This window comes from Streptomyces sp. NPDC101237 (genome assembly GCF_044767465.1).
Lineage (GTDB): Bacteria > Actinomycetota > Actinomycetes > Streptomycetales > Streptomycetaceae > Streptomyces > Streptomyces gramineus.
Window position 1 is genome coordinate 150,744 of sequence record NZ_JBIWNY010000005.1, and the last position, 24,909, is coordinate 175,652.

General features: G+C 73.2%; 23 protein-coding genes, 2 tRNA genes and 5 pseudogenes. 10 read left to right on the forward strand and 20 right to left on the reverse strand.

Features of this window, described 5'->3' with window-relative positions; genetic code table 11:
* Positions 1–93: 93 nt before the first annotated feature.
* Together ACIRQ9_RS10075 and ACIRQ9_RS10080 are read right to left on the reverse strand one after the other, a co-directional pair.
* Positions 94–825, reverse strand: coding sequence for an aspartate/glutamate racemase family protein (locus ACIRQ9_RS10075; RefSeq protein WP_404169364.1), 732 nt, complete (start codon positions 823–825; stop codon positions 94–96).
* Positions 822–1,495: pseudogene (locus ACIRQ9_RS10080) on the reverse strand (decarboxylase); the annotation flags it as partial. The gene ACIRQ9_RS10075 and the pseudogene ACIRQ9_RS10080, both read right to left, overlap by 4 nt.
* 118 nt (positions 1,496–1,613) lie before the next feature.
* Between ACIRQ9_RS10080 and ACIRQ9_RS10085 the strand changes: the two are divergent.
* Positions 1,614–2,567: a D-2-hydroxyacid dehydrogenase gene (locus tag ACIRQ9_RS10085; RefSeq protein WP_404169367.1), complete on the forward strand. Its 954-nt coding sequence runs from the start codon at positions 1,614–1,616 to the stop codon at positions 2,565–2,567.
* Positions 2,568–2,924: 357 nt separating this feature from the next.
* On the opposite strand, the pseudogene ACIRQ9_RS10090 reads toward ACIRQ9_RS10085, so the two are convergent.
* Positions 2,925–3,047, reverse strand: a pseudogene (locus tag ACIRQ9_RS10090) (DUF3830 family protein); the annotation flags it as partial.
* A 47-nt stretch (positions 3,048–3,094) separates the two neighbouring features.
* Between ACIRQ9_RS10090 and ehuB the strand changes: the two are divergent.
* From ehuB to ACIRQ9_RS10115, 5 genes are all read left to right on the forward strand, one after another.
* Entirely contained in the window at positions 3,095–4,024 is a 930-nt protein-coding gene (ehuB, locus tag ACIRQ9_RS10095; protein ID WP_404169370.1) for an ectoine/hydroxyectoine ABC transporter substrate-binding protein EhuB, read from the forward strand.
* A complete protein-coding gene (ehuC, locus tag ACIRQ9_RS10100) occupies positions 4,021–4,737 on the forward strand; it encodes an ectoine/hydroxyectoine ABC transporter permease subunit EhuC (RefSeq protein ID WP_404169373.1) in 717 nt (238 codons plus the stop codon). The genes ehuB and ehuC overlap by 4 nt, the downstream gene beginning before the upstream one ends.
* Positions 4,734–5,384, forward strand: a complete 651-nt coding sequence (gene ehuD / locus ACIRQ9_RS10105) for an ectoine/hydroxyectoine ABC transporter permease subunit EhuD (RefSeq protein ID WP_404169376.1) — start codon at positions 4,734–4,736, stop codon at positions 5,382–5,384. Before ehuC ends, ehuD begins: the two co-directional genes overlap by 4 nt.
* Positions 5,374–6,156, forward strand: a complete 783-nt coding sequence (gene ehuA, locus ACIRQ9_RS10110; RefSeq protein ID WP_404169379.1) for an ectoine/hydroxyectoine ABC transporter ATP-binding protein EhuA — start codon at positions 5,374–5,376, stop codon at positions 6,154–6,156. Before ehuD ends, ehuA begins: the two co-directional genes overlap by 11 nt.
* A gap of 165 nt (positions 6,157–6,321) precedes the next feature.
* Positions 6,322–6,395 (forward strand) — tRNA-Lys (locus ACIRQ9_RS10115).
* On the opposite strand, the pseudogene ACIRQ9_RS10120 reads toward ACIRQ9_RS10115, so the two are convergent.
* From ACIRQ9_RS10120 to ACIRQ9_RS10140, 5 genes and pseudogenes are all read right to left on the reverse strand, one after another.
* Positions 6,361–8,018, reverse strand: a pseudogene (locus tag ACIRQ9_RS10120) (AMP-binding protein). The gene ACIRQ9_RS10115 and the pseudogene ACIRQ9_RS10120 sit on opposite strands and share 35 nt — an antisense overlap.
* Positions 8,019–8,049: 31 nt before the next feature.
* Positions 8,050–8,562, reverse strand: coding sequence for a DUF3592 domain-containing protein (locus ACIRQ9_RS10125; RefSeq protein WP_404169382.1), 513 nt, complete (start codon positions 8,560–8,562; stop codon positions 8,050–8,052).
* A 129-nt stretch (positions 8,563–8,691) separates the two neighbouring features.
* Entirely contained in the window at positions 8,692–9,297 is a 606-nt protein-coding gene (locus ACIRQ9_RS10130; RefSeq protein ID WP_404169385.1) for a lytic polysaccharide monooxygenase, read from the reverse strand.
* A 114-nt stretch (positions 9,298–9,411) separates the two neighbouring features.
* Positions 9,412–10,542: an SPFH domain-containing protein gene (locus ACIRQ9_RS10135; RefSeq protein ID WP_404169388.1), complete on the reverse strand. Its 1,131-nt coding sequence runs from the start codon at positions 10,540–10,542 to the stop codon at positions 9,412–9,414.
* Between the two features lie 49 nt (positions 10,543–10,591).
* Positions 10,592–11,893 carry a peptidoglycan-binding protein gene (locus ACIRQ9_RS10140; RefSeq protein ID WP_404169391.1) on the reverse strand — a complete coding sequence of 434 codons (1,302 nt, stop codon included), beginning with the start codon at positions 11,891–11,893 and terminating at the stop codon, positions 10,592–10,594.
* Positions 11,894–12,078: 185 nt separating this feature from the next.
* On the opposite strand from ACIRQ9_RS10140, the gene ACIRQ9_RS10145 reads away from it, so the two are divergent.
* Positions 12,079–12,152: transfer RNA gene (locus ACIRQ9_RS10145), tRNA-Lys, on the forward strand.
* A 436-nt stretch (positions 12,153–12,588) separates the two neighbouring features.
* On the opposite strand, the gene ACIRQ9_RS10150 is transcribed toward ACIRQ9_RS10145, so the two are convergent.
* From ACIRQ9_RS10150 to ACIRQ9_RS10180, 7 genes and pseudogenes are all read right to left on the reverse strand, one after another.
* Positions 12,589–12,792 carry a hypothetical protein gene (locus tag ACIRQ9_RS10150; RefSeq protein WP_404169394.1) on the reverse strand — a complete coding sequence of 68 codons (204 nt, stop codon included), beginning with the start codon at positions 12,790–12,792 and terminating at the stop codon, positions 12,589–12,591.
* 577 nt (positions 12,793–13,369) lie between these two features.
* Positions 13,370–14,041, reverse strand: coding sequence for a class F sortase (locus ACIRQ9_RS10155; protein WP_404169397.1), 672 nt, complete (start codon positions 14,039–14,041; stop codon positions 13,370–13,372).
* Between the two features lie 15 nt (positions 14,042–14,056).
* Positions 14,057–14,509, reverse strand: a complete 453-nt coding sequence (locus ACIRQ9_RS10160; RefSeq protein WP_404169399.1) for a hypothetical protein — start codon at positions 14,507–14,509, stop codon at positions 14,057–14,059.
* Positions 14,510–14,724: 215 nt separating this feature from the next.
* Positions 14,725–15,504, reverse strand: a complete 780-nt coding sequence (locus ACIRQ9_RS10165; RefSeq protein ID WP_404169402.1) for an HAD-IIA family hydrolase — start codon at positions 15,502–15,504, stop codon at positions 14,725–14,727.
* A 215-nt stretch (positions 15,505–15,719) separates the two neighbouring features.
* A pseudogene (locus ACIRQ9_RS10170) lies at positions 15,720–16,082 on the reverse strand (GntR family transcriptional regulator); the annotation flags it as partial.
* A 57-nt stretch (positions 16,083–16,139) separates the two neighbouring features.
* Entirely contained in the window at positions 16,140–17,105 is a 966-nt protein-coding gene (locus ACIRQ9_RS10175; RefSeq protein WP_404169404.1) for a hypothetical protein, read from the reverse strand.
* Positions 17,106–17,189: 84 nt separating this feature from the next.
* A complete protein-coding gene (locus ACIRQ9_RS10180; protein WP_404169407.1) occupies positions 17,190–18,311 on the reverse strand; it encodes an ROK family protein in 1,122 nt (373 codons plus the stop codon).
* Between the two features lie 48 nt (positions 18,312–18,359).
* Here ACIRQ9_RS10180 and ACIRQ9_RS10185 point away from each other — a divergent pair, with 48 nt between their 5' ends.
* Together ACIRQ9_RS10185 and ACIRQ9_RS10190 are read left to right on the forward strand one after the other, a co-directional pair.
* Positions 18,360–19,430, forward strand: coding sequence for a Gfo/Idh/MocA family oxidoreductase (locus tag ACIRQ9_RS10185; RefSeq protein ID WP_404169410.1), 1,071 nt, complete (start codon positions 18,360–18,362; stop codon positions 19,428–19,430).
* Complete coding sequence (locus ACIRQ9_RS10190) at positions 19,430–19,930, forward strand: heme-degrading domain-containing protein (RefSeq protein ID WP_404169413.1); 501 nt, start codon at positions 19,430–19,432, stop codon at positions 19,928–19,930. The genes ACIRQ9_RS10185 and ACIRQ9_RS10190 overlap by 1 nt, the downstream gene beginning before the upstream one ends.
* 131 nt (positions 19,931–20,061) lie before the next feature.
* Here ACIRQ9_RS10190 and ACIRQ9_RS10195 read toward each other — a convergent pair whose 3' ends face one another.
* From ACIRQ9_RS10195 to ACIRQ9_RS10210, 4 genes and pseudogenes are all read right to left on the reverse strand, one after another.
* Positions 20,062–20,919: a fumarylacetoacetate hydrolase family protein gene (locus ACIRQ9_RS10195; RefSeq protein WP_404169416.1), complete on the reverse strand. Its 858-nt coding sequence runs from the start codon at positions 20,917–20,919 to the stop codon at positions 20,062–20,064.
* Positions 20,920–21,102: 183 nt separating this feature from the next.
* A pseudogene (locus ACIRQ9_RS10200) lies at positions 21,103–21,321 on the reverse strand (hypothetical protein); the annotation flags it as partial.
* Positions 21,322–21,455: 134 nt separating this feature from the next.
* On the reverse strand, positions 21,456–21,776 hold the full coding sequence (locus ACIRQ9_RS10205) for a DUF6412 domain-containing protein (protein ID WP_404169419.1): 321 nt from the start codon (positions 21,774–21,776) through the stop codon (positions 21,456–21,458).
* A 39-nt stretch (positions 21,777–21,815) separates the two neighbouring features.
* Positions 21,816–22,343 carry a winged helix-turn-helix transcriptional regulator gene (locus ACIRQ9_RS10210; protein ID WP_404169422.1) on the reverse strand — a complete coding sequence of 176 codons (528 nt, stop codon included), beginning with the start codon at positions 22,341–22,343 and terminating at the stop codon, positions 21,816–21,818.
* Positions 22,344–22,411: 68 nt separating this feature from the next.
* Between ACIRQ9_RS10210 and ACIRQ9_RS10215 the strand changes: the two genes are divergently transcribed.
* Positions 22,412–23,860: an MFS transporter gene (locus ACIRQ9_RS10215; RefSeq protein ID WP_404169425.1), complete on the forward strand. Its 1,449-nt coding sequence runs from the start codon at positions 22,412–22,414 to the stop codon at positions 23,858–23,860.
* On the opposite strand, the gene ACIRQ9_RS10220 is transcribed toward ACIRQ9_RS10215, so the two are convergent.
* Complete coding sequence (locus ACIRQ9_RS10220; RefSeq protein ID WP_404169428.1) at positions 23,847–24,869, reverse strand: hypothetical protein; 1,023 nt, start codon at positions 24,867–24,869, stop codon at positions 23,847–23,849. The two genes, ACIRQ9_RS10215 and ACIRQ9_RS10220, sit on opposite strands and share 14 nt — an antisense overlap.
* Positions 24,870–24,909 lie beyond the last annotated feature (40 nt).

Genomic DNA, 24,909 nt, shown 5'->3' on the forward strand with positions numbered 1-24,909 from the left:
CGACCGTGAGCTGTACATCAGGTCTCTAACAGGAGGACGGCTCCGGTTGTTCCCGGTCCCGCGGACGGAACCGGGCGCACCCCCGCGGGACGGTCAGGCCTGGACGATCGGCTGGCGAGTGAAGAGGGCGCCGAGCGCCGGTTCGTTCACCCGGCGGTCGGCCAGTCGCAGGCCCTCCCAGACGGTCACCTGGTTCGCCGTGAGCACCGGCTTGGACAGCGTCTTCTCCAGGAGCGGCAGGTGGGCCGCCGTGTGCAGGGCGGTGTCCGGGAGGAGGACGGCCTCGGCGCCGGAGTCGTCCGCGGCCCGGGCCAGTGCGAGCACGTCCTCCTCGCCCCACGTCCCCACCTCCGCGGCGGTGACGATCCCCGACGAGTGGACTCCGGTGACCTCCAGGCCGCCGGCCCGCAGGAAGTCCGCGAAGAGCCGGGCCACGTCGTCCGGGTAGGTGGCGCCGACCGCCACCCGGCGCACCCCGAGCTCCCGTGCCGCGTGCACGAACGCGAAGGACGTGGCCGACGCCGGCAGCCCGGCCGCCCGGGCGAGGTCGCGGATCTGCTGGTGGGCGCCCTCCCATCCGTACACGAAGCTGCCGCTGGTGCACGCCCACAGCACCGCGTCGGCCCCCGTGAGCCGCAGTTCGTCCACCCCGGCCGCCAGCCGCTGCGCCGAGCCCATCTCCCGCAGCGCGTCCTCCCGGTGCGCGTCCTCGCCGATGTCGGTGTGGACGACGTCCAGCCGGATGTCGCTGCCGAGGAGCTGCTCCATGCGCGGGTAGTCGTCCTCCGCGGAGTGTCCCGGATAGAGGATTCCGAGCGCTGTCATGTCCACCCTTCCCGCTGTTCTTCCGGCAGTACGGGCCACTCCCGGGGCGCGGATCCGTGCGGATGACGGATCAGCGTCTGACAGGGCCCAACGGCTCGGGTACCCAGCCTGCGCAGCGCCGCCCACATCGTGACCTGGTTGGCCGACAGGACGGGCAGCCGCAGCTCGGCCTCCAGCTGGGGGATGACGTCGTAGGTGGGCGGGTTGGTGCAGGAGATGAACAGGGCGTCGGCGGCTCCGGGGCGTACCGCCCGCCGGGCCATGGCGACCACGTCCCGGTACGGCACCTGCCAGATGTGCCGGTCAGCCCCATGAACGCGCGGCCGGCGACCTGGACGCCCGCCTCGGCGACGTACTCCTCCAGGACCCGCGTCACCGACGCCGTGTACGGCGTGACCAGCGCGAGCCGCCGTACGCCCAGCTCGGTCAGCGCGTCCGGCAGCGCGCCGGAGGTGGTGAGCGCGGGGACGGCGCCGGACCGGGTCATCGCCTCGCGCATCGTGCGCTCCCCGGCGATCCCGCCGACGAAGCTGCCGGAGGGGCAGGCGTAGGCGACCACCTCGGGCGCCACGGCGGTCAGCGCGTGCACCGCCTCGCCGAGCGGGGCCCGCCCAGAAAGGAGACGTCCATGGGAAGTCACCGGCCGCACTGGAAGTCGAGGGGCAACGGTCGATGGTCACGCCCGTGTTGACGACGGTAGGTTCGGGTGCGAGCGTGGTCAATCCGCACATCTCAGACGCTCGATCCGCCCATGTAAGACGCTGCCGGACGCCGGGAGACCGCCCCGAATGACGCCGACCGTCCCCACCGTGCTGGTCCTCGACGCCGACCCGCCCCCGCGGCTCGGCCGGCTCACCGGCCGCGCCCGGATCGTGCACACGGACGCGGCGGGCCTGGCGGCCCGGCTGCCCGCGGCCGACGCCCTGCTCGTCTGGGACTTCACCTCGCACGCCGTCCGCCGGGCCTGGCCGGGCGAGGGGCCGCGGCCGCGCTGGGTGCACACCGCGAGCGCGGGCGTCGACCACCTGATGTGTCCCGAACTCGCCGCGTCCGACACGGTGGTGACCAACGCGCGCGGGATCTTCGACCAGCCCGTCGCCGAGTACGTGGCCGCGCTGGTCCTCGCGCTCGCCAAGGACCTGCCGGGAACCCTCGGCCACCAGCGGGAGCGGACCTGGCGGCACCGCGAGGCGCGCCGGGTGGCGGGCACGCGTGCGTGCGTGGTGGGCTCGGGACCGATCGGCCGGGCCGTCGTCCGCACCCTCAAGGCGCTCGGTGTCACCACCGCGCTGGTGGGCCGCGTCCCGCGCACCGGCATCCACGGCCCCGGCGACCTGGACCGGCTGATGTCCCGCGCGGACTGGGTGATCGCCGCCGCGCCGCTGACCGAGCAGACGTATCGCATGTTCGACGCGCACCGCTTCGGGGTGATGCAGCCCTCCGCCTCCTTCATCAACGTCGGCCGGGGCCAACTGGTCGACGAGGACGCGCTCGTGACGGCGCTGGCCCGGCGCTGGATCGCCGCCGCGGCCCTGGACGTCTTCGCCACCGAGCCGCTGCCCGCCGACAGCCCGCTGTGGCGGGTGCCCAATCTCCTGGTCTCGCCGCACATGAGCGGGGACACGGTCGGCTGGCGGGACGAACTGGGAGTTCAGTTCGTGGAGTTGTACGAGCGGTGGGCGGCGGGCAGGTCTCTGGTGAACGTGGTCGACAAGAAGCGCGGTTACGTGCCCGGCCACTGACCCTCGGGAGGGTGCCCCTCATCCAGCTCACCGATCTCACCGCCCGGCAACTCCTCGACGGGTACCGCAGCGGCGAGTTCGGCCCGCAGGAGGCCGCGCGGAGGGCCCTGGACCGGGCGGCGAGGATCCAGCCGGAGGCCAACGCCGTCGTCCGGCTCACCGAGGAGGAGGCGCTGGCGCGGGCGGCGGAGTCGGAGCGGCGGGCGGTGGCGGGGCCGGCCGGGCTGGGCGCGTACGTCGAGGAGACCGACCCGGACTTCAGCGATCCGGCTCTTCAACCTGACCCAGCAGCCGGCCGCGACCGTCCCGGTGGGCGTGGACGGGGACGGGCTGCCGGTGGGACTGGAGCTGGTGGCCGCCCGCCACCGGCAGAGCGTCCCAGACGGCGGCACAGGTCACCGGGGCCCGGTCGTCCAGCAGCCGGGCCGTGGCACCGACCCCGCGGGTGACCAGCGAGACTTCGATGAATCGATCGGCCATGCGGCCCATGAGGCATAACTCGAATGGCCTCGGGTAGCTGCGCCGCCATGGCTCCACCACCTACGAACGATACCGACACATCTGGGCATGAATTCAGTCAGACCAGGCGGGCCGTGCTCGCGGGTGCGGCCGCCCTCGGCGCACTCGCCGCCGCCGGCTGCGCCCGGGTGGCCACCGCGACCGGGTCCGGCGGCGGTGACCTGCTGGAACGGCTGCGCGCCCAGGGTGTCGTACGGCTCGGCATAGCCGGTGAGATCCCCTTCGGATTCATCGACAGGAACGGCGAACTCACCGGCGAGGCGCCGGAGCTGGCGAAGGCGATCTTCAAGCGGCTCGGGGTCGACCGGGTGCAGCCGGTGCCGACCGAGTTCGGCTCGCTGATACCGGGCCTGAACTCGCAGCAGTTCGACGTGGTGGCGGCCGGGATGTACGTCAACCCCGAGCGCTGCGCGCAGGTGATCTTCGCCGATCCCGACTACCAGATGCTCGACTCGTTCATCGTGCGCAAGGGCAACCCCAAGGGACTGCACGACTACAGGGACGTCGTCGCGAAGAAGGCGAAGTTCGCCACCGGGACCGGTTACGCGGAGATCCAGTACGCGGTCGAGGCCGGATACAAGGAGAGCGACATCCTGATCGTGCCGGACCAGGTCGCCGGGCTGAACGCGGTGGAGGCCGGGCGCGTGGACGTCTTCGCCGGGACCGCGCTCACCACCCGCGAGGTGGTCAAGAAGTCCGCCAAGGCCGAGGCCACCGAGGCCTTCGCGCCGCTGGTCGACGGCAAGCCCCATGTCGACGGCGGCGCCTTCGCGTTCCGGTCGGCCGAGACCAGGCTGCGGGACGCCTTCAACGGGGAGCTGCGCAAGCTCAAGAAGAGCGGCGAACTCCTGCGGATCCTCAGGCCGTTCGGCTTCACCGAGGCCGAGATGACCGACCTGACGGCCACGCGGCTGTGCGGGGGAGGGAAGAACGGATGACCTCGGGACTCTGGGACCTCGTCCTCAAGGGTGTCTGGACCACCGTCCAGCTCCTGGTGCTCAGCGGGCTGCTGATGACGGCCGTGGCCTTCGTGGTGGGCGTGGCACGGACCAGCCGTCTCTGGATCGTGCGGTTCCTCGCCGGCTTCTACACCGAGGTGTTCCGCGGCACCTCGGCACTCGTGATGATCTTCTGGGTGTTCTTCGTGCTGCCGGTGGCCTTCGGCTGGCAGCTGGTCCCGCTGTGGGCCGGCACCCTCGCGCTCGGACTGACCTACGGCGCCTACGGCTCGGAGATCGTGCGCGGCGCGCTGAACGCGGTCGACCCGGCGCAGCAGGAGGGCGGGATCGCGCTCAACTTCACGCCCTGGCAGCGGCTGCGGCTGATCCTGCTGCCGCAGGCGGTACCGGAGATGATCCCGTCCTTGTGCAACCTGCTGGTCGAACTCCTCAAGGGGACCGCGCTGGTGTCGATCACCGGCATGGGCGACCTGGCGTTCAGCGGGAACCTGGTGCGCCTCGCGCTGCAGGAGAGCGCGCACATCTACACGTATCTGCTGCTGATCTACTTCGTGATCGCGTTCGTCATCACCCGGCTGATGCGGGGCCTGGAAAAGCGCCTGAAGGCCGGGATCGGCAAGGACCCGGGCAGTGAACGCAGCGCGCGCGAGGAGAAGCGCGCACAGACGACCGGGGTCGGTGGTGTCGCGTGACGTGGGACTGGAGTGCCGTCAGCGAGTTCATGCCGCACTTCTGGGACGGCCTGCTGGTCACCCTGCAGGCGCTGGTGCTCGGCTCGCTGATCTCGTTCTCGCTGGGGCTGGTGTGGACGCTGCTGATGCGCACGCCGACGAGGTGGGTGCGCTGGCCGGTGGGCGTGGTGACGGAGTTCGTCCGCAACACCCCGCTGCTGGTGCAGCTGTTCTTCCTCTTCTACGTGCTGCCCGAGTGGGGCCTGACGTTCTCCGCGCTGACCACCGGTGTCCTCGCGATCGGCCTGCACTACTCGACGTACACCATGCAGGTCTACCGGGCCGGCATCGAGGCCGTGCCCGTCGGCCAGTGGGAGGCGGCGACGGCGCTGAACCTGTCGCCGCGCCGGACCTGGACGGTGGTGATCCTGCCGCAGGCGCTGCGCCGGGTCGTGCCGCCGCTCGGCAACTACGTGATCTCGATGCTCAAGGACACGCCGATCCTGATGTCGATCACCGTCCTGGAGATGCTCGGGCAGGCGCGGCTCTTCTCCCAGCAGCACTTCCAGTTCACCGAGCCGGTGACGGTGATCGGCGTCGCCTTCATCGTCATCTCCTACCTCGCCTCCCTTCTCCTGCGCACCCTGGAGCGTCGCCTTGTCCGTTGAGACCAGCAAGCAGCCGCACACCCCCGACACGACGTCCACCGAGCTGATCCGGATCGAAGGGGTCACCAAGCGGTTCGGGGACAACACCGTCCTCGACGGCCTCGACCTCGGCGTGCGGGCCGGCCGGCACGTCACCCTGATCGGGCCCTCCGGCTCCGGCAAGACCACCATCCTCCGACTGCTGATGACCCTGACCAAGCCGGACTCGGGCACCATCACCGTCGACGGGCAGCGGCTCTTCCCGGCGTCGGAGAAGGAGCTGCGGGAGGTCCGCAAGCAGATCGGGATGGTCTTCCAGCAGTTCAACCTGTTCCCGAACATGAGCGTGCTGCGCAACCTCACCGAGGCCCCGGTGACCGTGCTCGGCCTGCCGAAGGAGGAGGCGGAGGCACGGGCCCGGGAGCTGCTGGACCTGGTGGGCCTCGCCGACAAGGCCGACGAGCGGCCGACCCGGCTCTCCGGCGGCCAGCAGCAGCGGGTGGCGATCGCCCGCGCCCTGGCCATGCGGCCGAAGGTGCTGCTCCTGGACGAGGTGACCTCCGCGCTCGACCCCGAGCTGGTAGCGGGCGTCCTGGACCTGCTCAGGGACATCGCCCGCACCACGGACATCACCATGCTCTGCGTGACCCACGAGATGAACTTCGCCCGGGACATCTCCGACCAGGTCCTGATGTTCGACGCGGGCCGGATCATCGAGGCGGGCCCGCCGGAGCGGATCTTCAGCGACCCGGAGCAGGAGCGGACCCGGGAGTTCCTCGGCGCGGTGCTGTAAGCGTGGCACCACGAACCGTCGTGAAAGACCCCGGTGCTGCTGTCCCCGGCCATCCGAGGCCGGCCGGGGCTGGTCGGGGCTGGTCAGGAGCACCCCCGCGGACCAGGTAGTATTTTCTTCGTCGCCGGCCGCGAGACACAGATCGAACGGTTCGGCGAGAGTCATGCGCCGCTAGCTCAGTTGGTTAGAGCAGCTGACTCTTAATCAGCGGGTCCGGGGTTCGAGTCCCTGGCGGCGCACTGTTCCGAAGGGCCCCTCGTCGAGACGAGGGGCCCTTCGGCATCCTCGGCGGTCAGTCTGCGGTAGGTCGGCTCACCCGGCGGCCGCCACCACACGGGGTCGGCGCACCGCACCCCTTCCCGCCGCAGCGCGGCCCGCTGGATCTTGTTGGTCGCCGTCACCGGCATCCGCTCGACCACCCGCACGAACCGGGGCGCCATCTTCGTGCCCAGGTCGGGCTGGGCCAGCAGGAACTCGGCGAAGTCCAGCGGCTCGAACCGTCCGGCGAGGGTCGCCATCACCTGGTCGCCGGTCACCGGGTCCGGCACCCCGTACACGGCGACGGCGTCCGCGCCCTCGTACCGCGCCACGATGTTCTCGATCATCGCGGCGGCCAGGTTCTCCCCGTCGACCCGGATCCGGTCGTCGGTGCGCCCCGCGAAGTAGAGGTAGCCGTCGGCGTCCCGGTAGAAGAGGTCGCCGGTCCAGTACCACCCGTCCCGGCGCCGCTCGGCCTCCGCCTCCGGGTTGCGCCAGTACCCCTCGAACGGGTTCGGCGCCCGGTTCACCAGCTCTCCTATCGCCAGCTCCCCGTTGAGCAGCCGCCCTCCGGAGTCGAAGGCCGCGGCCGGACACTCCCGGCCCGTCTCCCGGTCGAGCACGGCCAGACCGGGTGCCGCGCGCCCCACCGCCCCGCGGGGCGTGCCCGGCGACCACTGGACCGCGGCCCCGCCCTCCGAGGACCCGTACCCCTCCACCAGCCGGACCCCGAACCGTTCCTCGAAGGCGGCCGCGTCCACCGCGCCGGCCTCCGTGCCGAAGCCGAGCCGCAGCGGATTGTCCCGGTCGTCGGCGCGCCGCTCGGTGGCGAGGACGTACTGCACCGCACGGCCGACGTAGGTGAAGTAGGTCGCCCGGTAGCGCCGTACGTCGGCCAGGAATCCCGACGCGGAGAACCGCCGCCGCAACGCCACGCCGGCACCCGCCGTCAGGGCGGGCGCCCAGTCGGCGATCACGGCGTTGCCGTGGAACATCGGCATGCAGACGTAGTGCACGTCGTCGGGCCCGACGCCGAACTGTCCGGCCAGCGACCGGCCGGCCCCCGCGAGCCTGCCCTGGGAGCAGAGGGCGGCCTTGGGGGCGCCGGTGGACCCGGAGGTGAAGCAGAGCAGGATCCGGTCGCCGGGCGCGGCTCGCGAGGCGTCCGGGATGGCGCCCAGGTGGGGCGCGAGCAGCGTGCCGTACGCCGGGTCGTCGGTGACCAGGAGGCGCACGCCGGGCAGGTCCAGGCCGTCGAGCAGCGGGAGGTGGGCCCGCTCGGTGACGAGCACCGGGCACTCGGTGTGCCGGATGTCCCGCGCGAGTTCGGCCCCGCGCCGGGTCGGGTTGATCCCGGCGACGGCCGCCCGGGCGAGCGCCGCGGCCGACAGCCAGAGCGGGAACTCCGGTGTGTTGTCGAGCAGTACGCCGACGTGCGGCACGGCACCGGCGGGCAGCAGGTCCCGCAGCAGGGCGGCGCGGGCGGCGGCGCCCGCGGCCACCTCGTGGTGCGTCAGCACCTGCTCCTCGAACCACAGACCGGGCCGGTGGTCACCCCACCGGGCGGCCACCGCCTCGGCGATCGTGCGCCCTTCGAAGGCCATGAGGCGGCAGCGTAACTGATGCTCCGTCAGTTCAACAGCCCGCGGTCTGGTACGACGCGCACGGCCAGTCGTCCGTCCCCGTCCCCGTCCCCAACTCCGAGAAGCCCCAGTGCACCCCGACCATGAAGGCCACCGCGAACCCGATGAACACCGCGAAGAACACCACCGAGCACCCGGTCCCCAAGGCCAGTTTCCCCCGCGCGGGCGGCTGCGCCGTGGCCCTCTCCGGCGCCTCCGGCAGGTAGTGCACCGTCACGAAGTCGCCCTCGACGACGGTCCGCAGCCCGCCGGTCTCGTCGATGCGGACCACCCGCCCCTCGGCCGTGGTGAATTCGAGCACGTGGTGGCGCGTGGTGCTCACGGGAGTCTCCCCGCCGCCACTGGTCGTCGCGTAGATCCGCAGACAGCGCGCCTCGGCCGTACGGCCGTAGCGCCATGTCCGGCTGATCTGCCGCGATCGCCTCAGGGTCTTGACCAACCCGAGAACTCCGAGGACGACGAAGATGCCGGGAATGATGTAGAAGAACGCTTGCAGCAGGTCCATGGCAGCCCCCCGGTTGCGAACACCGGTCCGAACGACCGGCGTGGCGGGAACGTACCCTCGTGACCTGCTGCAGGGCCTCAAGCGAAGCTCAGATCAGCCGGATGTTACCGAGTCGTCGAACGACGCCGGTCAGAACGTGACGTCGGAGCAGGCGTAGAACGCGTTGCCCGTGTCGGCGATCGTCCAGACCGCCAGGATCACGTGGTGACCGCTCAGCCCCGACGGCAGGGTGCCGCTGTGGCTGAGGGTGGCCGGCGGGCGCTGGCCGTTGTAGGGGACGGTGAGGAACGGGGTGGTGTTGAGGTCCGAACGGGCGAGGGCGTGGTTCTGGTTCCAGCCCGCCTTGGTGACGTAGTACTTGAAGTCGGTCGTCGCGTGCATGGCCGTGAACTGCCAGCGGAACGTGTACGACTGGCCGCCCGTCACCTTGGTCGTCGGCCACGCGCCGCCGCCCGGCTTGGTCGGCGAGCTGAGCTGGGCGAACCGGCTCACCCCGCCGTTGCAGAGCTGGCCGTCGGCGGGTCCGGAGGCCGGGAAGCCCTTCGGGCCCTCGACGCTCTGCGGCTCCCACTGGATGTCGCCGCAGTCGGCCACGGTGCCGTTGGCGCAGAGCTTCTGCCTGCTGATGGGGAGGTCGGTGTAGCCGTGCCCGCTGGCACCGCCGGTGGAGAGCGCGAAGGCTCCGGCCGTCGCCACACCGAGCACGACGGCCGAGATCTTGGTCCGTTTACGCATGCTGCCGCTCCTGGAGAACGTGGGGGAGGTTCTGTGAGCCGTGCAGGTCTAGACCAAGTCACAGATTATTGCCCTCTGTTGACCGTGTCCATATCAAAGACAGCGCCCTGTCCGTCAGGGCGCGGAGTCCGAGCGCCCCGAGCAGAACGCCACGGTGAGGTCCCGCACCAGCACCTTGCGCTCGTAGTCGTCGAGTTCGACCAGGCCGCGCATGGTCAGCCGGGTCACCGTGTCCTCCACCGAGTCCACGACGGAGGCGAGCATCCCGGACCGCTGCTGGGCGTCGAGCGCGGCGATCCGGCGCCGGTGCATGGCCGCGGCGACCTCCGGCGCGTACTCCATCCGCACCGGCTGCACGGAGAACACCTCCAGGCCGATCCCGGCCGCGTCCCGGGTGACCAGGCGGGTCAGCGCGTCGGTGGCCATCTCCACCGAGCCCCGGGTCCGGCCCGGCACCTCCACCGGCACCCGGGCCAGCGCCGCCTCCACGCACTCCCGCAGGTAGGTCTCGTGGTCGTCGAGACCGAGCACCGCCCGCGCGGTGTCCCGCACCCGCCACACCACCAGGACGACGACCCGCAGCGCGACCCCGCTGCCGTCCGCCGCCGGCATCTCCTCACTGCGCCAGTGCCGCAGCCGGACGTCGACCCGGCGGCGCAGCAGCAGCGGGTTGACCCAGAGCAGGCCGGTGCGCCGCACCGTGCCCCGGTAGCGGCCGAACAGGCCGAGCACCCAGGCCCGCCCGGTCGCCCCGCGGGCGAGCCCGGCGAAGCCGAACAGGCCGAGCGCGCCGGCTCCGGCGTACGCGGCCCACTGCGCGGGACCCAGTCCCGCGCCCGCGTACGCCGGAAGGCGCAGTGCGTGCACCGCGAGCGGCGGCAGCACTCCGGCCCACCAGGACGTGGCGAGCCCGCCGACCGTCCCGGCCAGCCCGGCGGCGACCCCGGCCGCGCCGGGCAGCACCCGGGCGGGGCGCTCGACCAGTTCGGGGTCGACGGCGGCGACCGGCCGCGGTTTGGCCGGGGCCGGTCGCCGCAGCCGGGGCTGTTCGCCGGTGCCCTGCCGACGGCCGACCACGGCGGGCCGCAGCGGGACCGACACCGGGTCGGGGTCGTCACGGAACAGCAGGTGGACCGGGATCTCGGTGGTGGCCTCGTTCTGGATCAGCCGTGGGGCGGGCCGGGCGGGCGGCCCGCTGTCCAGGGGATCGTCCGATTCAGGGGTGTGTGCGGTCGTCGTGCTCATGCCTGCCTCCAGCCTCCGCGCCAGATGCGTCACGTGATCGGTCGGGTCGTTACAGGAACAGGCGGCGCCAGGTCTCCGGCCCCGGGTAGCCGTCGGCCGCGCCGCCGCGCCAGCCCTGGGTGCGCTGGAACGCCTCGACGGCCCTGCGGTCCGCCTCGCCCCAGGCGGATCCCGGGCCGTCGGTGTAGAAGCGGCCGAAGCCCTTCTTGACCAGCTGCCTGCCGAGCCGGGTGACGAAGTCGTTGTCGGCACCGGGCCGGAAGTAGTTCTTGCCGGGATAACCCGGGACCCCGTGCGAGGCGGGGGCGGGCGTGGGGGTGGTGGCCGGCTTGATGTTCCGGCCCCGGCCGGTGGCGAGGAGTTCCCAGGTGCGCGGGCCGGGCAGGCCGTCGGCGGCCGAGCCGGTCCAGCCCTGGGCGAGCTGGAAGGCCCGGGTGGCCTGCTGGTCCGCGGTGCCCCAGACCGGTCCTGGGCCCTTGCCGTAGTGGGCGCCGGCGCCACGGGTGATCAGCAGCCGGCCGAGCAGGGTGACGTACTTGTTGTCGGCGCCGGGACCGAAGTAGGCCGCGCCCGGATAGGGCACCGCCGTCTTGCCGGCCTGGGAGCCGGACGCGCCCGGATCCGTGGCCAGGCCCTTGTAGCGGTAGGGGACGTACTTGGCGGAGTTGCTCCAGTAGGCGTAGGGCGTGGACTGGCGGCGGGCGTTCGGGGGCGTCTGCTCGTACGCCGTGTAGGCGGTGTGCGTGTAGTCCGTCCAGCCGCCGAAGATCACGACGTGGGACCCCTTCTCGGGGTTGTCCGGGTTGTGGAAGAGCAGGATGTCGCCGGGCTGCAGCTCCTCCTTGGTGATCTTCGTGCCGAACTGGCCGAGGCTGCCGGTCCACTCGTTCCCGGTCAGCCCCCAGGCCATCGAGACGTAGCCGGAGCAGTCCTGCCGGTACCCGTCCGTCCAGTAGGCAGACATGCTGTAGGGCACCTTGGCGGTGACCCAGGTCTTGGCCCGGTTGATGATCTCCGTACGGGTGATGGGGGGTGTGGTGACGGGGCCGTGGACGGGCTTGCCGCCGGGGCCGTGGAGGGGGGATTTCGCGCCCTGCGGGGTGTCCGGCTCGCCGTCCGCGGGGGCGGCGGGGCGGTGCGGGGCGGGCGGGGTGCTGTGGGCGGCGGCCGTGGGGGCGCTCGCGGCGAGGGCGGCGGACGCGGCGGCGGCCACGACCAGGACTCCCCGGGCGGCCGGATGACCGCCGAAGCGCCCGGGCAGCGGGTACGGGCCGACCCGCCGCCAGTGGACGCATCCGGGGCATTCGCAGTCGCTCGCGGGGTCGAATTCCTCGAATACGGGGGCCGGCATGCGATTCCCCTCACACTTCATGTGGATATGTCCGGGACTGTGCACATTAATCACTTTCCCAACTGTCGTCCCGGTGCGCATGCTGACGGTCCGAATGATGTACGGCAGGGGGCGGACGGGGGGTTCTTCGGTGGCCGCCGGTCGGGAGCACCGTCGCACGTCGGGTAGAGTTCTCCTGTCAGCAGGCGCCGCTAGCTCAGTTGGTTAGAGCAGCTGACTCTTAATCAGCGGGTCCGGGGTTCGAGTCCCTGGCGGCGCACCGACACCCAGAAGGCCCTCCGCACAGCGGAGGGCCTTCTGGCATCCATCCCACCGGTCGCACCCGGCTACTTCGACCGCAAGTGCACCGTTTTGTCAATTACCGACACGGTCGATCCACTCCATCACCACAGATTTCATAATGAACACCTTTGGCCGGTAAACACGGTTTTCCGCTCTTACGGTCGCGCTCGGCACCGTAGAACGCTGGATGCCCAAAGTTCCGATGATTCACGGCACTTGGGGGTACATAGCCGGTTGCCGGATCTGAGGGGCTGACGGGCTGACGGGCTGACGGTCACGCGTCGGTGTCGAGGCGGGCATCAGGCAGCCGGACGGTCACGGTCCGTTCCCCTGCCCGCGGAACGGCCGCTCCGCGTGCCGGTGCGGCGGCGCACCACCGGCACCCGGCACCGGACCGGGAGGACACCGCCCCGCTACGACGACGAGCACTCCAGCAGGCTCGCGGGCCCCGCACCGAGCCCGCCGTACCGGGTGCGGTACCGCTCGCTGCTCGCCCAGGAGCCGCACCGCCCGCGCGCCGCCCTGCCGCTGGGCGCCGCCCCGCTGCTCTCGCTGGTGCTGCCGGCCTGGCGGTACACGCTGCGCACGGAGGGCGGGACGGCGGTCGCCGGGCTCAAGGACGCGGTGCCGCCGGGCCGCGCCCGCGCGCGGCGACCGGCCAGAACCCGGAGGAGACCCCGCGGATCACGCTCGGCGGGCCCGGAGGTGGTCAGGAATGAGCGACCGTACCGGCGGCCGCGGGGTGCGGACGGTCGTCGCCGCCGCTGCCCGAGAAGCAGCCGGCGAGCAGCGGCGCCGCTCCCCGTGCCCACGCCCGGACCGACGGCCCGCCCCCCTGCTGTGGTACTTCCGATTCCCCCCTGGGTGTACCCGACGTGTACCCGACCACGGGGGACGATCGTGACGTACCCGCCCGCACTCACCACGAGACCACGCGGGCTCGCCGGGGAGCCGTCACCGGCGGGGGCGGCGGGGAGGAGGCCGGGCGGGCGTGAACCTAGGCCCGGGCGCCGGTTCCCCTCTAGAGTCGCCTGCGGGTGGCCCGGCCCCCCTCGTGCCTCTCAGCCTCCCGCGCCGGCCGCCGGGCTACTCCCGCAGCCCGGGCGCGCGCGGTCGAGGACCGGCCCGGCCGGCGGTCTCAGGGGAGCGGACTGCCGACCGGGCCGGGTGCGTCCGGCGTGGATCAACCGCGGGTCACGTGCCGGCTCCGGTGAGGTAGGCGGAGACGACCACGTTCGCCGTGTAGCTGTGGCTGGTCCGGTCGAAGGTGCCGCCGCAGGTGATCAGCCGGAGTTCGGCACGGCCCGACTCGCGTGCGCCGTAGGCCTGTCGGGCGTCGAAGTGGTCGCGCGGCAGGACCCGTACGTCGTCGACGGTGAACCGGGCCACCGTGCCGTCGGTGCGGACCACGCGGATCGTCTCGCCGGGGCGCAATGCGCTGAGCTTGTAGAAGACCGCGGGCCGGGTCTCGGTGTCGACGTGGCCGACCAGTATGGCGGTGCCGGCCGCGCCCGGTTCGGTCCCGGAGCCGTACCAGCCGACCACGCCGGGCTGGTCGAAGGGCGGCGGGTCGATGCCGCCTTTCGCGTCCAGGCCGCGGGCCACCACGGGGGCCTGTACGCCGAGGTCGGGAATGTCGATGCGCTCCGGCGCAGCCGAGGTCAGCGGCTGCGCGGCGGGCGGCAGTTCGGCGCCGGCGGGGCGGCCGACGGCGGCCACGTCGCCCGTGGTCGGGCCGGACATGCCGTCGGGCACCTCGGTCACCCCGCGGCCCCACAGCCAGAGCCCGAGCAGCAGGATCGCCCAGGCCACGCCGGTCAGCAGCCGCCCGGTACCGGCGGGTCGTTCGGTGTCGTCGTCGGACATCGTCGTGCCGTCTCCTCAGCGTGAGCCGTGCCTCCGCCGGGCGCCCAGCAGCCCGACGGCGGCCGCGGCGAACCCGACGAGAACGAGACCGGTGACCGCCTGCGCGGTGTCGGGACCGGTCGAGCGGGGCTCGACCGAGGCGAACGGGGCGGTGCCGCCGCCGCCCGCGTGCACGGGGGCGACCGGCGTGGCCTGCAGTACGCCGGAGCCGTCCGGCTGCGCGAGGGCCGAGCGTCCCACGACGGTGACGGTGCCGGTGACGACCTGGCCGCCGCAGGTGACCTTCACGTCGTAGGCGCCGGCGCCGATCGTGGAGCGGACCTGGCTCTGACCGGTAAGGGTGCCGTCGTAGCCGCTGACGGGGGCGTCCGAGACGAAGGCCGTCGAAGCGGCGGCGCCGGTCGTTCCGGAGCAGCCGCTCACCCGCAGGGCCACCACCGAGCCGGGGGCCGGGGAGGCCGGGGTCACGGTGACTCCCTGGCCGTCCGCCGCTCGGGCGGCCGTCGGGGAGAGGCCGGCTGCGCAGGCCAGGAGTCCGGTACAGAGAGTGAGGCGAAATGAGCCCATCGTGAACCTCCAGATATCTGGAGGCTCCCCCGCACGGGGCGCCCCCGCATCCTCGGGGGGCGCCTTGTTGGTCCGAACGGGTGAGATCAGGTTTGGGACGGGCGGGTCTGACCTGGTCAGATCCGGTCGACGAGGTCCGCGATCGAGTCCACGACCTCGGAGGGCCGGAACGGGTGGCGGTCGACGTCGTTCGGCTGGGTGACGCCGGACAGCACCAGGAAGGTGCGCATGCCGGCCTCCAGGCCCGCGAGGACGTCGGTGTCCATCCGGTCGCCGATCATCGCGGAGGTCTCCGAGTGGGCGCCGATCGCGTTGAGCCCGGCCCGCATCATCAGCGGGTTGGGCTTGCCGACGAAGTACGGCTCCTTGCCGGTCGCGGCGGTGATCAGCGCGGCGACCGAGCCGGTGGCGGGCAGGTCGCCCTCGACGGACGGGCCGACGTTGTCGGGGTTGGTGGCGATGAAGCGGGCGCCGCCGTTGATCAGGCGCACGGCCTTGGTGAGCGCCTCGAAGGAGTAGGTGCGGGTCTCGCCGAGGATCACGAAGTCGGGTTCGTGGTCGGTGAGGATGTAGCCGACGTCGTGCAGCGCGGTGGTCAGGCCGGCCTCGCCGATGACGTAGGCGCTGCCGCCGGGCCGCTGGTCGTCCAGGAACTGGGCGGTGGCGAGCGCCGAGGTCCAGATGTTCTCCACCGGCACGTCCAGGCCCATCCGGCGCAGCCGTGCGTGCAGGTCCCGGGCGGTGTAGATGGAGTTGTTCGTCAGGACCAGGAAGGGCCTCTCGGAGTCCCGCAGCTTCTTCAGGAAGGCGTCCGCTCCGGGGATCGGGACCCCCTCGTGGATGAGGACGCCGTCCATGTCGGTGAGCCACGACTCGATGGGCTTGCGGTCTGCCATGTGGTGCGTCTCCTGGCGTGCGGGGCGTACGTGGGCTGGGGCGCCGGAACCACGGCGTACCGACGCCCCCAGCCTAGTCAGGACGGCGTGAGAGCGACCCCGTCGATCACCCGGTAGGAACACCCGCCCGGAGGCGGGCCGGACGAACCCGGCGACCGCCCGCAGCGCGGTGGTCCTGCCGGAGCCGGACGGCCCGAGCGGGGCCATCACCTCGCCGGGTTCCGGTCGAGGGTGACCAGGGCACGGCCCGGGGTGCGGCCCTGGCGCCGCACGCCCTCGGTGTAGCCGGCAAGGGAGAGCGGCTGCTCCAGCTTGGGCCCCGCGACCACCGTGCCGCGCCCCTGCCGGCGCAGCTTGCCCTCCAGCACCAGCTCGCGCGGCGCCTGCCGTACGGTCTCGCGGGCGACGCCGTACGCCTCCGCCAGATCGCGCTCGGTGGGGATGACGTCGCCCTCCCCGAGACCGCCGACGAGGTGGTCGATCCGCGCCTTCACCGCGTAGTACTTCGGGATGCGGCCGTGCTCCGGGATGCCGGAGCGGACGGGGGCGCCGGGGACCTGGTCGTTCGGGTAGTCCACGCGGGGATGGTCGCAGACGGCGGCGCCCGGCGTCGGGCAGGCGGCTCGGGGCAGCGCTCAGCGCCCTCTGCGGGCCAGCGCGTACACACCGCCTCCCACGGCGAGCAGCGCGACGGCGGCCGCGAGCAGTCCGTGGGCCGCGCGGAGACCGGTACCGGCCAGTTCACGGGCGCGTTCCCCGGCCTCCTCGGCCGCCTCCCCGAACAGCGGGTCGCCGCCCGGGGAGGCACCCGAGGTGCCCGCGGGCGTGGCACCGGGCGAGACGTCGGAGGTGGCCCCGGGGCTGGCGTCCGAGCCTGCTCCGGGGCTGCTCGCGGCCGAGGACGGCGCGGCGGTGAGGCCGGCGGTCGGCGGGCCGACCTCGGCCCCGACGGAGGGCACCGCGGGGGCCAGGCTCGCGGGCGGCGGCTCGCCGCCGATGCCGAACCGGTAGGCGTTCGACTCCCCCACCCAGTCCCCGTCCGAGCCGCGCCGCTGCACGACGGCCGCGTTCGCCGTGACGCCGTTCCGTACGGCGTCGGAGGCGACGGCGAGCCTGACCTTGACCGAGACGGTCGCGCCGGGCGCCACGGTGAGCCCCGGGAAGCCGTCCCCGTCGAACACGCCGACCAGCTCGGACTCGTCGGTCTCGGTCAGCGGGACCGGGCGGGTGCGCGGGCCGTCGTAGAACTCCAGCTCGGCCTGGGACGGCTTGAGGACCCGTTTGTCGTCCACGAGGACGACGACCGGGTGGACGTCGGCGCAGACGCGGCCGGTGGTGTTGGTGAGGTCCAGGTACCAGGTGCCGTACCCGCCGCCGGCCTCGTAGGACGTGGGGCCGTCGTGGATACGGGTAGTGAGCGGGAAGCCCTGCTCGTCGGCGGCCGCGCAGGAGGCGCCGGAGGCATCGGCGGAGACGGTGGCCGCCGGCCGCGGGAGCACGGCGAGCTCCGGCGACGGCCGGGGCACGGCGGCCGCCGGCGGCACGGCGGCGAGAACGGCGGCTGCGGCCAGGCAGAGGGACGGTGACACGCTCAGTCGCATGATCATGTGATCATGCCGGGCGCCGGCGGAACCGGCCCGGCGCCACTCCGCGCGGGCACACCGACACCGCCCGATCGGACCCCCTCAGCCGTCGGCCCGGCCGAACAGCGGGGCGAGCAGCAGCTGGGCCGCGCCCTCCGCGACGCGCCGGTCGCTGCCGGGGGCGAGCCGGACGGGAACGGTCGTACCGAGGCTGCCCTCCCGGCGCGCGCGGGCGTCGAGGACCTCGGCGACCCCGCGGACGAAGGTCTCCGGCGCGGCCGCGATCGTCCGGCCGCCGAGCAGCACGAGGTCGATGTCGAGCAGCGCGGCCAGGTTCGCGGCCCCGGCGCCCAGCACCCGCGCCGCCTCCTTCGGGTCCGCCCGGTCCACCGCCGCCAGGCACAGCGCCTCGATGCAGCCCCGGTTGCCGCAGTGGCACGGCGGTCCGTCCAGCTGGATGACCTGGTGCCCGAACTCGCCCGCCCCGGTCCGCGCCCCGCGGTGCACGCTGTCGCCGATCACCAGTCCGGCACCGAGGCCCGTCCCGAGGTGCAGGTAGGCGAAGGAGCCGCCCTCACCGCCGACGGCGAGCCCGAGGGCGGCCGCGTTGCTGTCCTTGTCGACGACGACGGGCACGCCGAGCCGCTCCGCGAGCGCGTCCCGCAGCGGGAAGCCGTCCCACTCGGGGAACCCGGTGACCCGGTGCAGCACCCCGTGGACGTGGTCGAGCGGTCCGGGTGCCGCGACCCCGACGCCGAGGACCTCCTCGGGAACCTCCTCGCGCAGCTCGCCGACCAGCCCGGCGGCCGCCCCGAGCACCGCCGCCGCACCCGCGCCCAGGTCCAGGCCGCCGTGCCGTTCGCCGACGACCGTGCCGTCGAGGTCGACCAGCACCGCGCGCAGCTCGTCCCGGTCGAGCTGCAGCCCGACGGCGTGCCCGGCCTCCGGCACCAGCCGCAGCACGGTGGCCGGCTTGCCGCCCGTGGACGCGCGCCGCCCGGCCTCCGCGGCCAGGCCCTCCTCCCGCAGCCTGGCGGTGATCTTGCTGACCGCCTGCGGGGTGAGGCCGGTGCGCGCGGCCAGTTCCAGCCTGCTGATGCCGTCCGCGCCCGCCGTGCGCAGCAGGTCCAGCACCAGCGCGGTGTTGTGACTGCGCACGGCGAGCAGATTCGCTCCGGCCGCGTCCGGGCGTCCGCTCCTCGTCGTCCTGTTCACGCCACTCATTCTCCCTGCCGCTTGCACTTTGGCAACAGCGTTGCCAAAGTGGGACGCATGACAGCTGCCACTCCCCTCCGCGTCGGCCTCATCGGCTACGGCCTCGCCGGCTCGGTCTTCCACGCCCCCCTGATCGCCGCCACCGAGGGCCTCGTCCTGGACACGGTGGTCACCTCGAACCCCGAGCGGCAGGCACAGGCGAAGGCCGAGTTCCCCGAGGTCCGTACCGTCGCCGGCCCCGACGAGCTGTTCGACCGGGCCGACGACCTCGACCTGGTCGTCATCGCCTCCCCGAACAGGACGCACGTCCCGCTGGCGACCACCGCGCTCAAGGCGGGCCTGCCGGTCGTGGTCGACAAGCCGGTGGCCGGCACCGCCGCCGAGGCCCGCGAGCTGGCCGCCCTCGCCGAGGAGCGCGGCCTGCTGCTCTCGGTCTTCCAGAACCGCCGCTGGGACAACGACTTCCTGACCCTGCGCAAGCTCCTGGCCGACGGCGAACTCGGCGAGCCGTGGCGCTTCGAGTCCCGCTTCGAGCGCTGGCGCCCGCAGCCCAAGGGCGGCTGGCGCGAGTCCGGCGACCCGGCAGAGATCGGAGGTCTTCTCTACGACCTCGGCAGCCACCTGGTCGACCAGGCGCTGGTCCTGTTCGGCCCGGCCACCGAGGTGTACGCCGAGTCGGTGATCCGCCGCGCCGGCGCCGAGACCGACGACGACACCTTCATCGCCGTCACCCACGCGAGCGGCGTCCTCTCCCACCTCTACGCTTCGGCGACGGCGGCCCAGCTCGGCCCGCGCTTCCGGGTGCTGGGCTCGAAGGCCGGGTACGTCAAGTACGGGCTCGACCCGCAGGAGGCGGCGCTGCGCGAGGGCGAGCGCCCAGGTCCCGGCTGGGGCGCCGAACCGGAGTCCCTGTACGGCACGGTCGGCGCGGGCGAGTCGCCGGTGACCGGCGGCGGCCGTACCGTCGCGACCCTGCCCGGCGACTACCCCGCCTACTACGCGGCCGTCGCCGCGGCCCTGCGGGGCGAGGGCCCCAACCCGGTGACCGCCCTGGAGGCGGCCGCCGCCCTGGACGTACTGGAAGCAGCCCGCCGCTCGGCGCGAGACAAGGTGACGGTGACCCTCTGATGCACCACCCGCAGATCACCCCCAGGTCCACCCCCGAACTCACCCCGTCGGTGGACGAGCTGGAGAAGCAGGAACGCGTCCTGGTCTTCCAGCAGTTCACCCACGACGACGCGTGGGCCCTCGGCTCCCTCCTGGTGGAGATGGCCCGGGAGCGGCAGGCCCCGGTGGCCGTCGACATCCACCGCGGCGGCCAGCAGCTCTTCCACGCGGCGCTGCCCGGCTCCACCCCCGACAACGACGCCTGGATCATCCGCAAGCGCCGGGTGGTGGAGCGCTACGGCGCCGCGTCCTACCTGGTGGGAGCCCGGTTCCGGGCCAAGGGCACGACGTTCGAGGAGTCCTCGCGCCTGGACCCCGACACGTACGCGGCCCACGGCGGCTCCTTCCCGATCACGGTCGAGAACGTGGGCGTGATCGGTTCGGTGACCGTCTCCGGCCTCCCCCAACTCCAGGACCACCGCCTGGTGGTGGAGGCCCTGAGCCGCTTCCTGAACCTCTGACAGCCCTTACGGGGCGCTCCTCACGGGGCGCCCCGTGAGGAGCGCCCCGTAAGGGGCGCGGGGAACTGCGCGAGCGACCACGACGGCGTCGCACCCGCCCACGCAGCTCACCCCCTCCCCCAGCGGAGCGTCTACGCGTCCTTGAACTCCTGCCGCTGCCTCCCCAGCCCCCCGATCTCCAGCTCCACCACGTCACCGCCGCGCAGATACGGCTTCGGCTCGGGCGCCCCGAGCGCGACCCCCGCCGGAGTCCCGGTGTTGATGACGTCACCGGGGTGCAGCACCATGAACCGGCTGACGTAGCGGACGACCTCCGCGACCGGGAAGATCTGCTCGGCCGTGGTCCCGTCCTGCTTCAGCTCGCCGTTGACCCACAGCTTCAGCGACAGGTCCTGGGGATCGGCGATCTCGTCCGCCGTCACCAGCCACGGCCCGAACGGGTTGAACGTCTCGCAGTTCTTCCCCTTGTCCCAGGTCCCGCCGCGCTCGATCTGGAACTCCCGCTCGGACACGTCGTGCGCGACGGCGTACCCGGCGACGTACGCCAGCGGGTCCTCGTCATCGGTCAGGTAGCGGGCCGTGCGCCCGATGACGACGGCGAGTTCGACCTCCCAGTCGGTCTTCACGGACCCCCGCGGGACCAGCACGGTGTCGTCCGGCCCCACGACCGTGTCCGCGGCCTTGAAGAAGATGACCGGTTCGGCGGGCGGCTCGGCCCCGGTCTCGCGGGCGTGGTCGTGGTAGTTGAGCCCGATGCACACGATCTTGCCGATGCGGCCCAGCGGCGGTCCGACCCGCAGTCCGTCCGCGTCGAGCACGGGCAGCGCGCCGGCCTCGGCGGCGGCCCGGACCCGCCCGAGGGCGGCCTCGTCGGCGAGCAGGGCTCCGTCGATGTCCTCGACGATCCCCGACAGGTCCCGCAGGACCCCTTCGGCGTCGAGCAGCGCGGGCCGCTCCGCTCCTGCCGTACCGACTCGCAGCAGCTTCATGGTCGTCACCATCTCCTTTGACAGCAGTCGCCCGGCCGATGGGTGCAGCCATCGGAGGACTGGTCGATCGTCCAAGATTCGGATGCAGCGGGCAATACCCTGTTCATGTACTGGACCGCGGTCATGCGGCGGACGGCGGGCGGACGGGCGGGCGGGCGGGTGGGCGGGCGGGCGGGCGGGCGGTCAGGGGTACAGCACGGCCCGCTCCACCGCGCTCCACGTCGTACTGGTCACCACGTACAGCGCGGCGGCCAGCGGCACCACGGCCACCGTGAGCAGCGTCAGGTACGACAGGTACGGCGCGGCCTTGGTCACCGCGGCCAGTCCCGGCAGCTCCTCGCCCGCCGCACCGGCCGCGCCCGCCGTGTCCGCCGCGGCCCGCCGGGCGCGCACGAGGTTGAACGGCCGGCCGCTCGACCAGGGCAGCGAAAACGGACATGGGTGGGAGCCCCCCGGGGGTCTCGTCGTGCCGTGGGTGAAGAGGTGCGACGGCGTGACGACCCGCGCGAGGACACCCGGCGGGTGGGACGGGTGTCCTACGCGGTGGTCGCCGGGAGGGCGTGTCCGGGGGCTCGGGGGCGGCTGCGGCCCTGGGCGTGGGGGTCGCGCTGCGGCAGGAAGGCCGTGCGCCGGGCCCGGTCGCGTATCGCCGTGCGGACCCGGGTGGGCGGCACGGCGGGTGCCGGGCGCGCGGCCCGGAAGGCGGTGACCGCGAGGGCCGAGCCGACGGCCGCGGTCGCGGCGAGCGCGACGGTGGTGAAGAGGCTGCCGGAGTCGAGCAGCAGCAGGTCGAGCAGGAGCGGCAGCAGGAGGGCGGCCGGGGTCGACCGCGGGGCCCGACGGCCGTTCCTCCGCATGTCCGCCACCCCCTCCCCCTCGCTCCCTCTCGCCACCCGCTACGCGGGATCCGTCTCCAGCGGCTCCAGGAGCCGCTTGGGCTTCAGGAGCGCCCGGCTGACCGGATCGGCCGGGTCCGGGTCGAGTCCCGGGCCCGGTGACACGACAACGTCCGCGACGGGCACGAGAGTTCCGCAGGCGGGGCATTCGCCGTACGAACCGAGTTCGGTCCCGCAGTCGGCGTGCCGGAAGTACCGCAACCGGGTGTCGGTCAGGTGGTCGCGCCCCCAGACGGCGAGGGCGCGCATGGCGGGCCACAGTTCGGTCCCGCGCTCGGTGATGACGTACTCGTCGCGGGGCGGCGCCTCCTGGTAGCGGCGCTTCTCCAGGATCCCCTGCTCGATGAGCGCCTTGAGGCGGGCCGACAGGACGGCGCGCGGGATGCCGAGGTGGACGAGGAAGTCGTTGTAGCGCCGTACGCCGTAGAGCGCGTCACGGATGACGAGCAGGGTCCACCGCTCGCCGACCACCTCCAGCGCGCGGGCGATCGAGCACTCCTGCGTCGCATAGTCCTTGCCCAGTGCCATGGGGACCACCTTAGTCAGTCCGTCCGCTACAGGTTCAATGAACGAACCTACGGTGCTACGGTACCCCCATGGCTGAGTTCAATGAACGAACCCTTGCTGCGGCCGAGGCACCGGACACCCGGCACGAGCCCACGGCACCCCACCCCGGCCCGGCGCCCCGCGCCGGCGCCACCCTGGCCCTGACCAGCGCGGCCACCGCGGTGAGCCTGATGACCTACACCGCGCCCGTCGTCACCCTCCGGGACACCGCGGCCGACCTGCACACCCCGCTCTCCGCCCAGGCCTGGCTGATCAACGGCACCCCGCTCGGCCTCGCCGCGCTCCTCCTGGTGGCCGGCAGCCTCGCCGACGACTTCGGCCGCCGCCGGATCTTCCTGCTCGGCACGCTCACGCTCGGCATCACCACCGCACTCGGCGCGTTCACCGACTCCACCTGGCTGTTCACGCTGGCCCGCATCGCCCAGGGCGCGGCCAGCGCGGCGATCCTCGCCAGCAGCCTCGGCCTGCTCGTGCACGCCTACCCGAGCCCGCGCGGCCGGCTGCACGCGACCGGCGTGTGGGGCGCCTTCGTCAGCGGCGGCATCGCGGTCGGCCCGCTCCTGGCGGCCGCGCTGCCCGACTGGCGGGCGGCCTACGCGGTCCTGGCCGCGGCGACGCTGCTGGTGGCGGCCCTGGCACCGCGCGCTCTCACCGAGTCCCGGTCACCGCGGGGCGGCCGCCCCGACATCCCGGGCGCCCTCACCTTCGGCCTGGCGCTGGTCTGCCTGGTGGCCGCGCTCACCCTGGGCCGCGACGGCTGGCTGCGGACCGAGGTGGGGCTGCTGTTCCTGGCCGCGGTGGTCCTCCTGGCCGTCTTCGTCCTGGTGGAGCGCCGCACCGCCACTCCCATGATCGACCTGGGCCTGCTGCGCCGCCCGGCCTTCCTGGCCTCCTCCGCCGGCGGCCTGTTCACGGGCTTCGCGGTGATCGGCCTCTTCAGTTTCCTGCCGGTCCTCTTCCAGCAGGTGCTCGGGCTGACCCCGCTGGACACCGCGTGGCTGTTCCTGCTCTGGTCGGGCCTGTCCTTCACGGTGGCGCTCCAGGCCAAGCGCCTCGCGGGCCGCGTCCCGCCGCGCCTGCAACTGGCGGCCGGCTTCGCCCTGCACGCGGCCGGCGTCCTGACCATGCTCGGCGCCATCGACTCGGGCTCCTGGCAACGCCTGCTGCCCGGCCTGATCCTCGGCGGCATCGGCAGCGGCCTCCTGAACGCGGCCCTGCCCCTCCTCTCGGTCGAGTCGGTCCCGGCCGCCCGCGCCGCCATGGGCTCCGGCGCCCAGCAGACGTTCCGCTACATCGGCTCCTGCGCGGGCGTCGCCCTGACCATCGCCATCGTCACCTCGTCCGGCAGCGGCCCCGGCCACGGCGCGAACATGGCGCTGGCGGTGTCGGCGGGGCTGGCGGGGGTGGCCGCGCTGGCGGTGCTGGGGCTGCGGGAGCGCCAAGGGGGCGGCAGGGCCGGGCTCCTCACTGAAGGCTGACGCGGTGTTCGTGTGCGGGATCCGCCGAGCAGACGAACACGAGCAGCGAGCCGCCCCGCCCGACCACCACGCGCGTCGGCGTCCGGGCGGCGGTCTCGTCGGCGCCCGCCGACGCCGCCTCTTCGAGCGGCCTCCAACTGCCGCGCACCCCTTCCCATTCCGCCGAGCCGACGGCGAGGAGCAGTCGCATCGGGCTGCCGCAGGAACAGACCAGCTCCTGAGGGCCTGTCACACCCCAGCGCGCGAATCCGCCGGCCTTCCAGCCCGGGGCCACGGCGAAGTCGGCGTCGTAGGACAGCGCGTCGTCCCCGTCGTCACCGTTCTCGTCCGCCTCCTCCCACAGGGCCTCCTCCCACTCCGCGATGCGCAGCCGCAGCTCCTCCGGCAACAACTCGGCCCACTGGTGTTCGGTGACCCGCTCCGGATCGAGCACGCAGGGCTCCGGCACGTATCCCTCGTCCCCCACCACGGCCGGCCGCGGAGGATCGGGAAACGGCACGCACGCGGCGGCGGTACGCCAGCGCAGATGGACCCCGGGAGCCGCCTGCCCGTCATGCGCGCCGAACGGGCACCACAGGACCTGAAGCAGGTCACGGCCCTCGGGTACGACAAGTCCGGGAACGTCCCGCGCGAAGAGCTGGGCGACGGGCAGCAGCGGTACCGGGTCGGTGTCCCCGAGCCCGGGAATCCGGTGCTCCCGCTCCAGTCCGGCGAGCACGGCCCGCTCCTCCTCGGTGGGACCGCCGTCCCCTCTGCTCCAGGCCGCCGCGCTCACCCGCCGCTCCTCGTGGACGTCCTCGATCCGGCGGCCACGGTCCCGGGGGTGAGGCTCCGTGCAGACCGGCCAGGGCTCGCCGTCGGGCCACAGGAACGGGCCGCCGACGGAACTCTGGTCGGGACCGGGGGTGCCCGGGCGCGGATGCAGCCGGGTGCTGGTCCCGCGGTAGCCGGCCAGGTCGGGGAACTCCGCCTCGATGTCCAGGGGGCGGGGAGGCGTGGTGGGGGGCATGGGCGTCCTTGATGGGGCGACAGGTGAACGGGAAGAACCG

Coding starts and splice junctions, on each gene's coding strand:
- ACIRQ9_RS10075 (WP_404169364.1), bottom strand. CDS start 825: ATGACAGCGCTCGGAATCCTCTATCCGGGACACTCCGCGGAGGACGAC.
- ACIRQ9_RS10085 (WP_404169367.1), top strand. CDS start 1,614: ATGACGCCGACCGTCCCCACCGTGCTGGTCCTCGACGCCGACCCGCCC.
- ehuB (WP_404169370.1), top strand. CDS start 3,095: ATGGCTCCACCACCTACGAACGATACCGACACATCTGGGCATGAATTC.
- ehuC (WP_404169373.1), top strand. CDS start 4,021: ATGACCTCGGGACTCTGGGACCTCGTCCTCAAGGGTGTCTGGACCACC.
- ACIRQ9_RS10125 (WP_404169382.1), bottom strand. CDS start 8,562: ATGGACCTGCTGCAAGCGTTCTTCTACATCATTCCCGGCATCTTCGTC.
- ACIRQ9_RS10130 (WP_404169385.1), bottom strand. CDS start 9,297: ATGCGTAAACGGACCAAGATCTCGGCCGTCGTGCTCGGTGTGGCGACG.
- ACIRQ9_RS10135 (WP_404169388.1), bottom strand. CDS start 10,542: ATGAGCACGACGACCGCACACACCCCTGAATCGGACGATCCCCTGGAC.
- ACIRQ9_RS10140 (WP_404169391.1), bottom strand. CDS start 11,893: ATGCCGGCCCCCGTATTCGAGGAATTCGACCCCGCGAGCGACTGCGAA.
- ACIRQ9_RS10155 (WP_404169397.1), bottom strand. CDS start 14,041: ATGTCCGACGACGACACCGAACGACCCGCCGGTACCGGGCGGCTGCTG.
- ACIRQ9_RS10165 (WP_404169402.1), bottom strand. CDS start 15,504: ATGGCAGACCGCAAGCCCATCGAGTCGTGGCTCACCGACATGGACGGC.
- ACIRQ9_RS10175 (WP_404169404.1), bottom strand. CDS start 17,105: ATGCGACTGAGCGTGTCACCGTCCCTCTGCCTGGCCGCAGCCGCCGTT.
- ACIRQ9_RS10180 (WP_404169407.1), bottom strand. CDS start 18,311: ATGAGTGGCGTGAACAGGACGACGAGGAGCGGACGCCCGGACGCGGCC.
- ACIRQ9_RS10185 (WP_404169410.1), top strand. CDS start 18,360: ATGACAGCTGCCACTCCCCTCCGCGTCGGCCTCATCGGCTACGGCCTC.
- ACIRQ9_RS10190 (WP_404169413.1), top strand. CDS start 19,430: ATGCACCACCCGCAGATCACCCCCAGGTCCACCCCCGAACTCACCCCG.
- ACIRQ9_RS10195 (WP_404169416.1), bottom strand. CDS start 20,919: ATGAAGCTGCTGCGAGTCGGTACGGCAGGAGCGGAGCGGCCCGCGCTG.
- ACIRQ9_RS10205 (WP_404169419.1), bottom strand. CDS start 21,776: ATGCGGAGGAACGGCCGTCGGGCCCCGCGGTCGACCCCGGCCGCCCTC.
- ACIRQ9_RS10210 (WP_404169422.1), bottom strand. CDS start 22,343: ATGGCACTGGGCAAGGACTATGCGACGCAGGAGTGCTCGATCGCCCGC.
- ACIRQ9_RS10215 (WP_404169425.1), top strand. CDS start 22,412: ATGGCTGAGTTCAATGAACGAACCCTTGCTGCGGCCGAGGCACCGGAC.
- ACIRQ9_RS10220 (WP_404169428.1), bottom strand. CDS start 24,869: ATGCCCCCCACCACGCCTCCCCGCCCCCTGGACATCGAGGCGGAGTTC.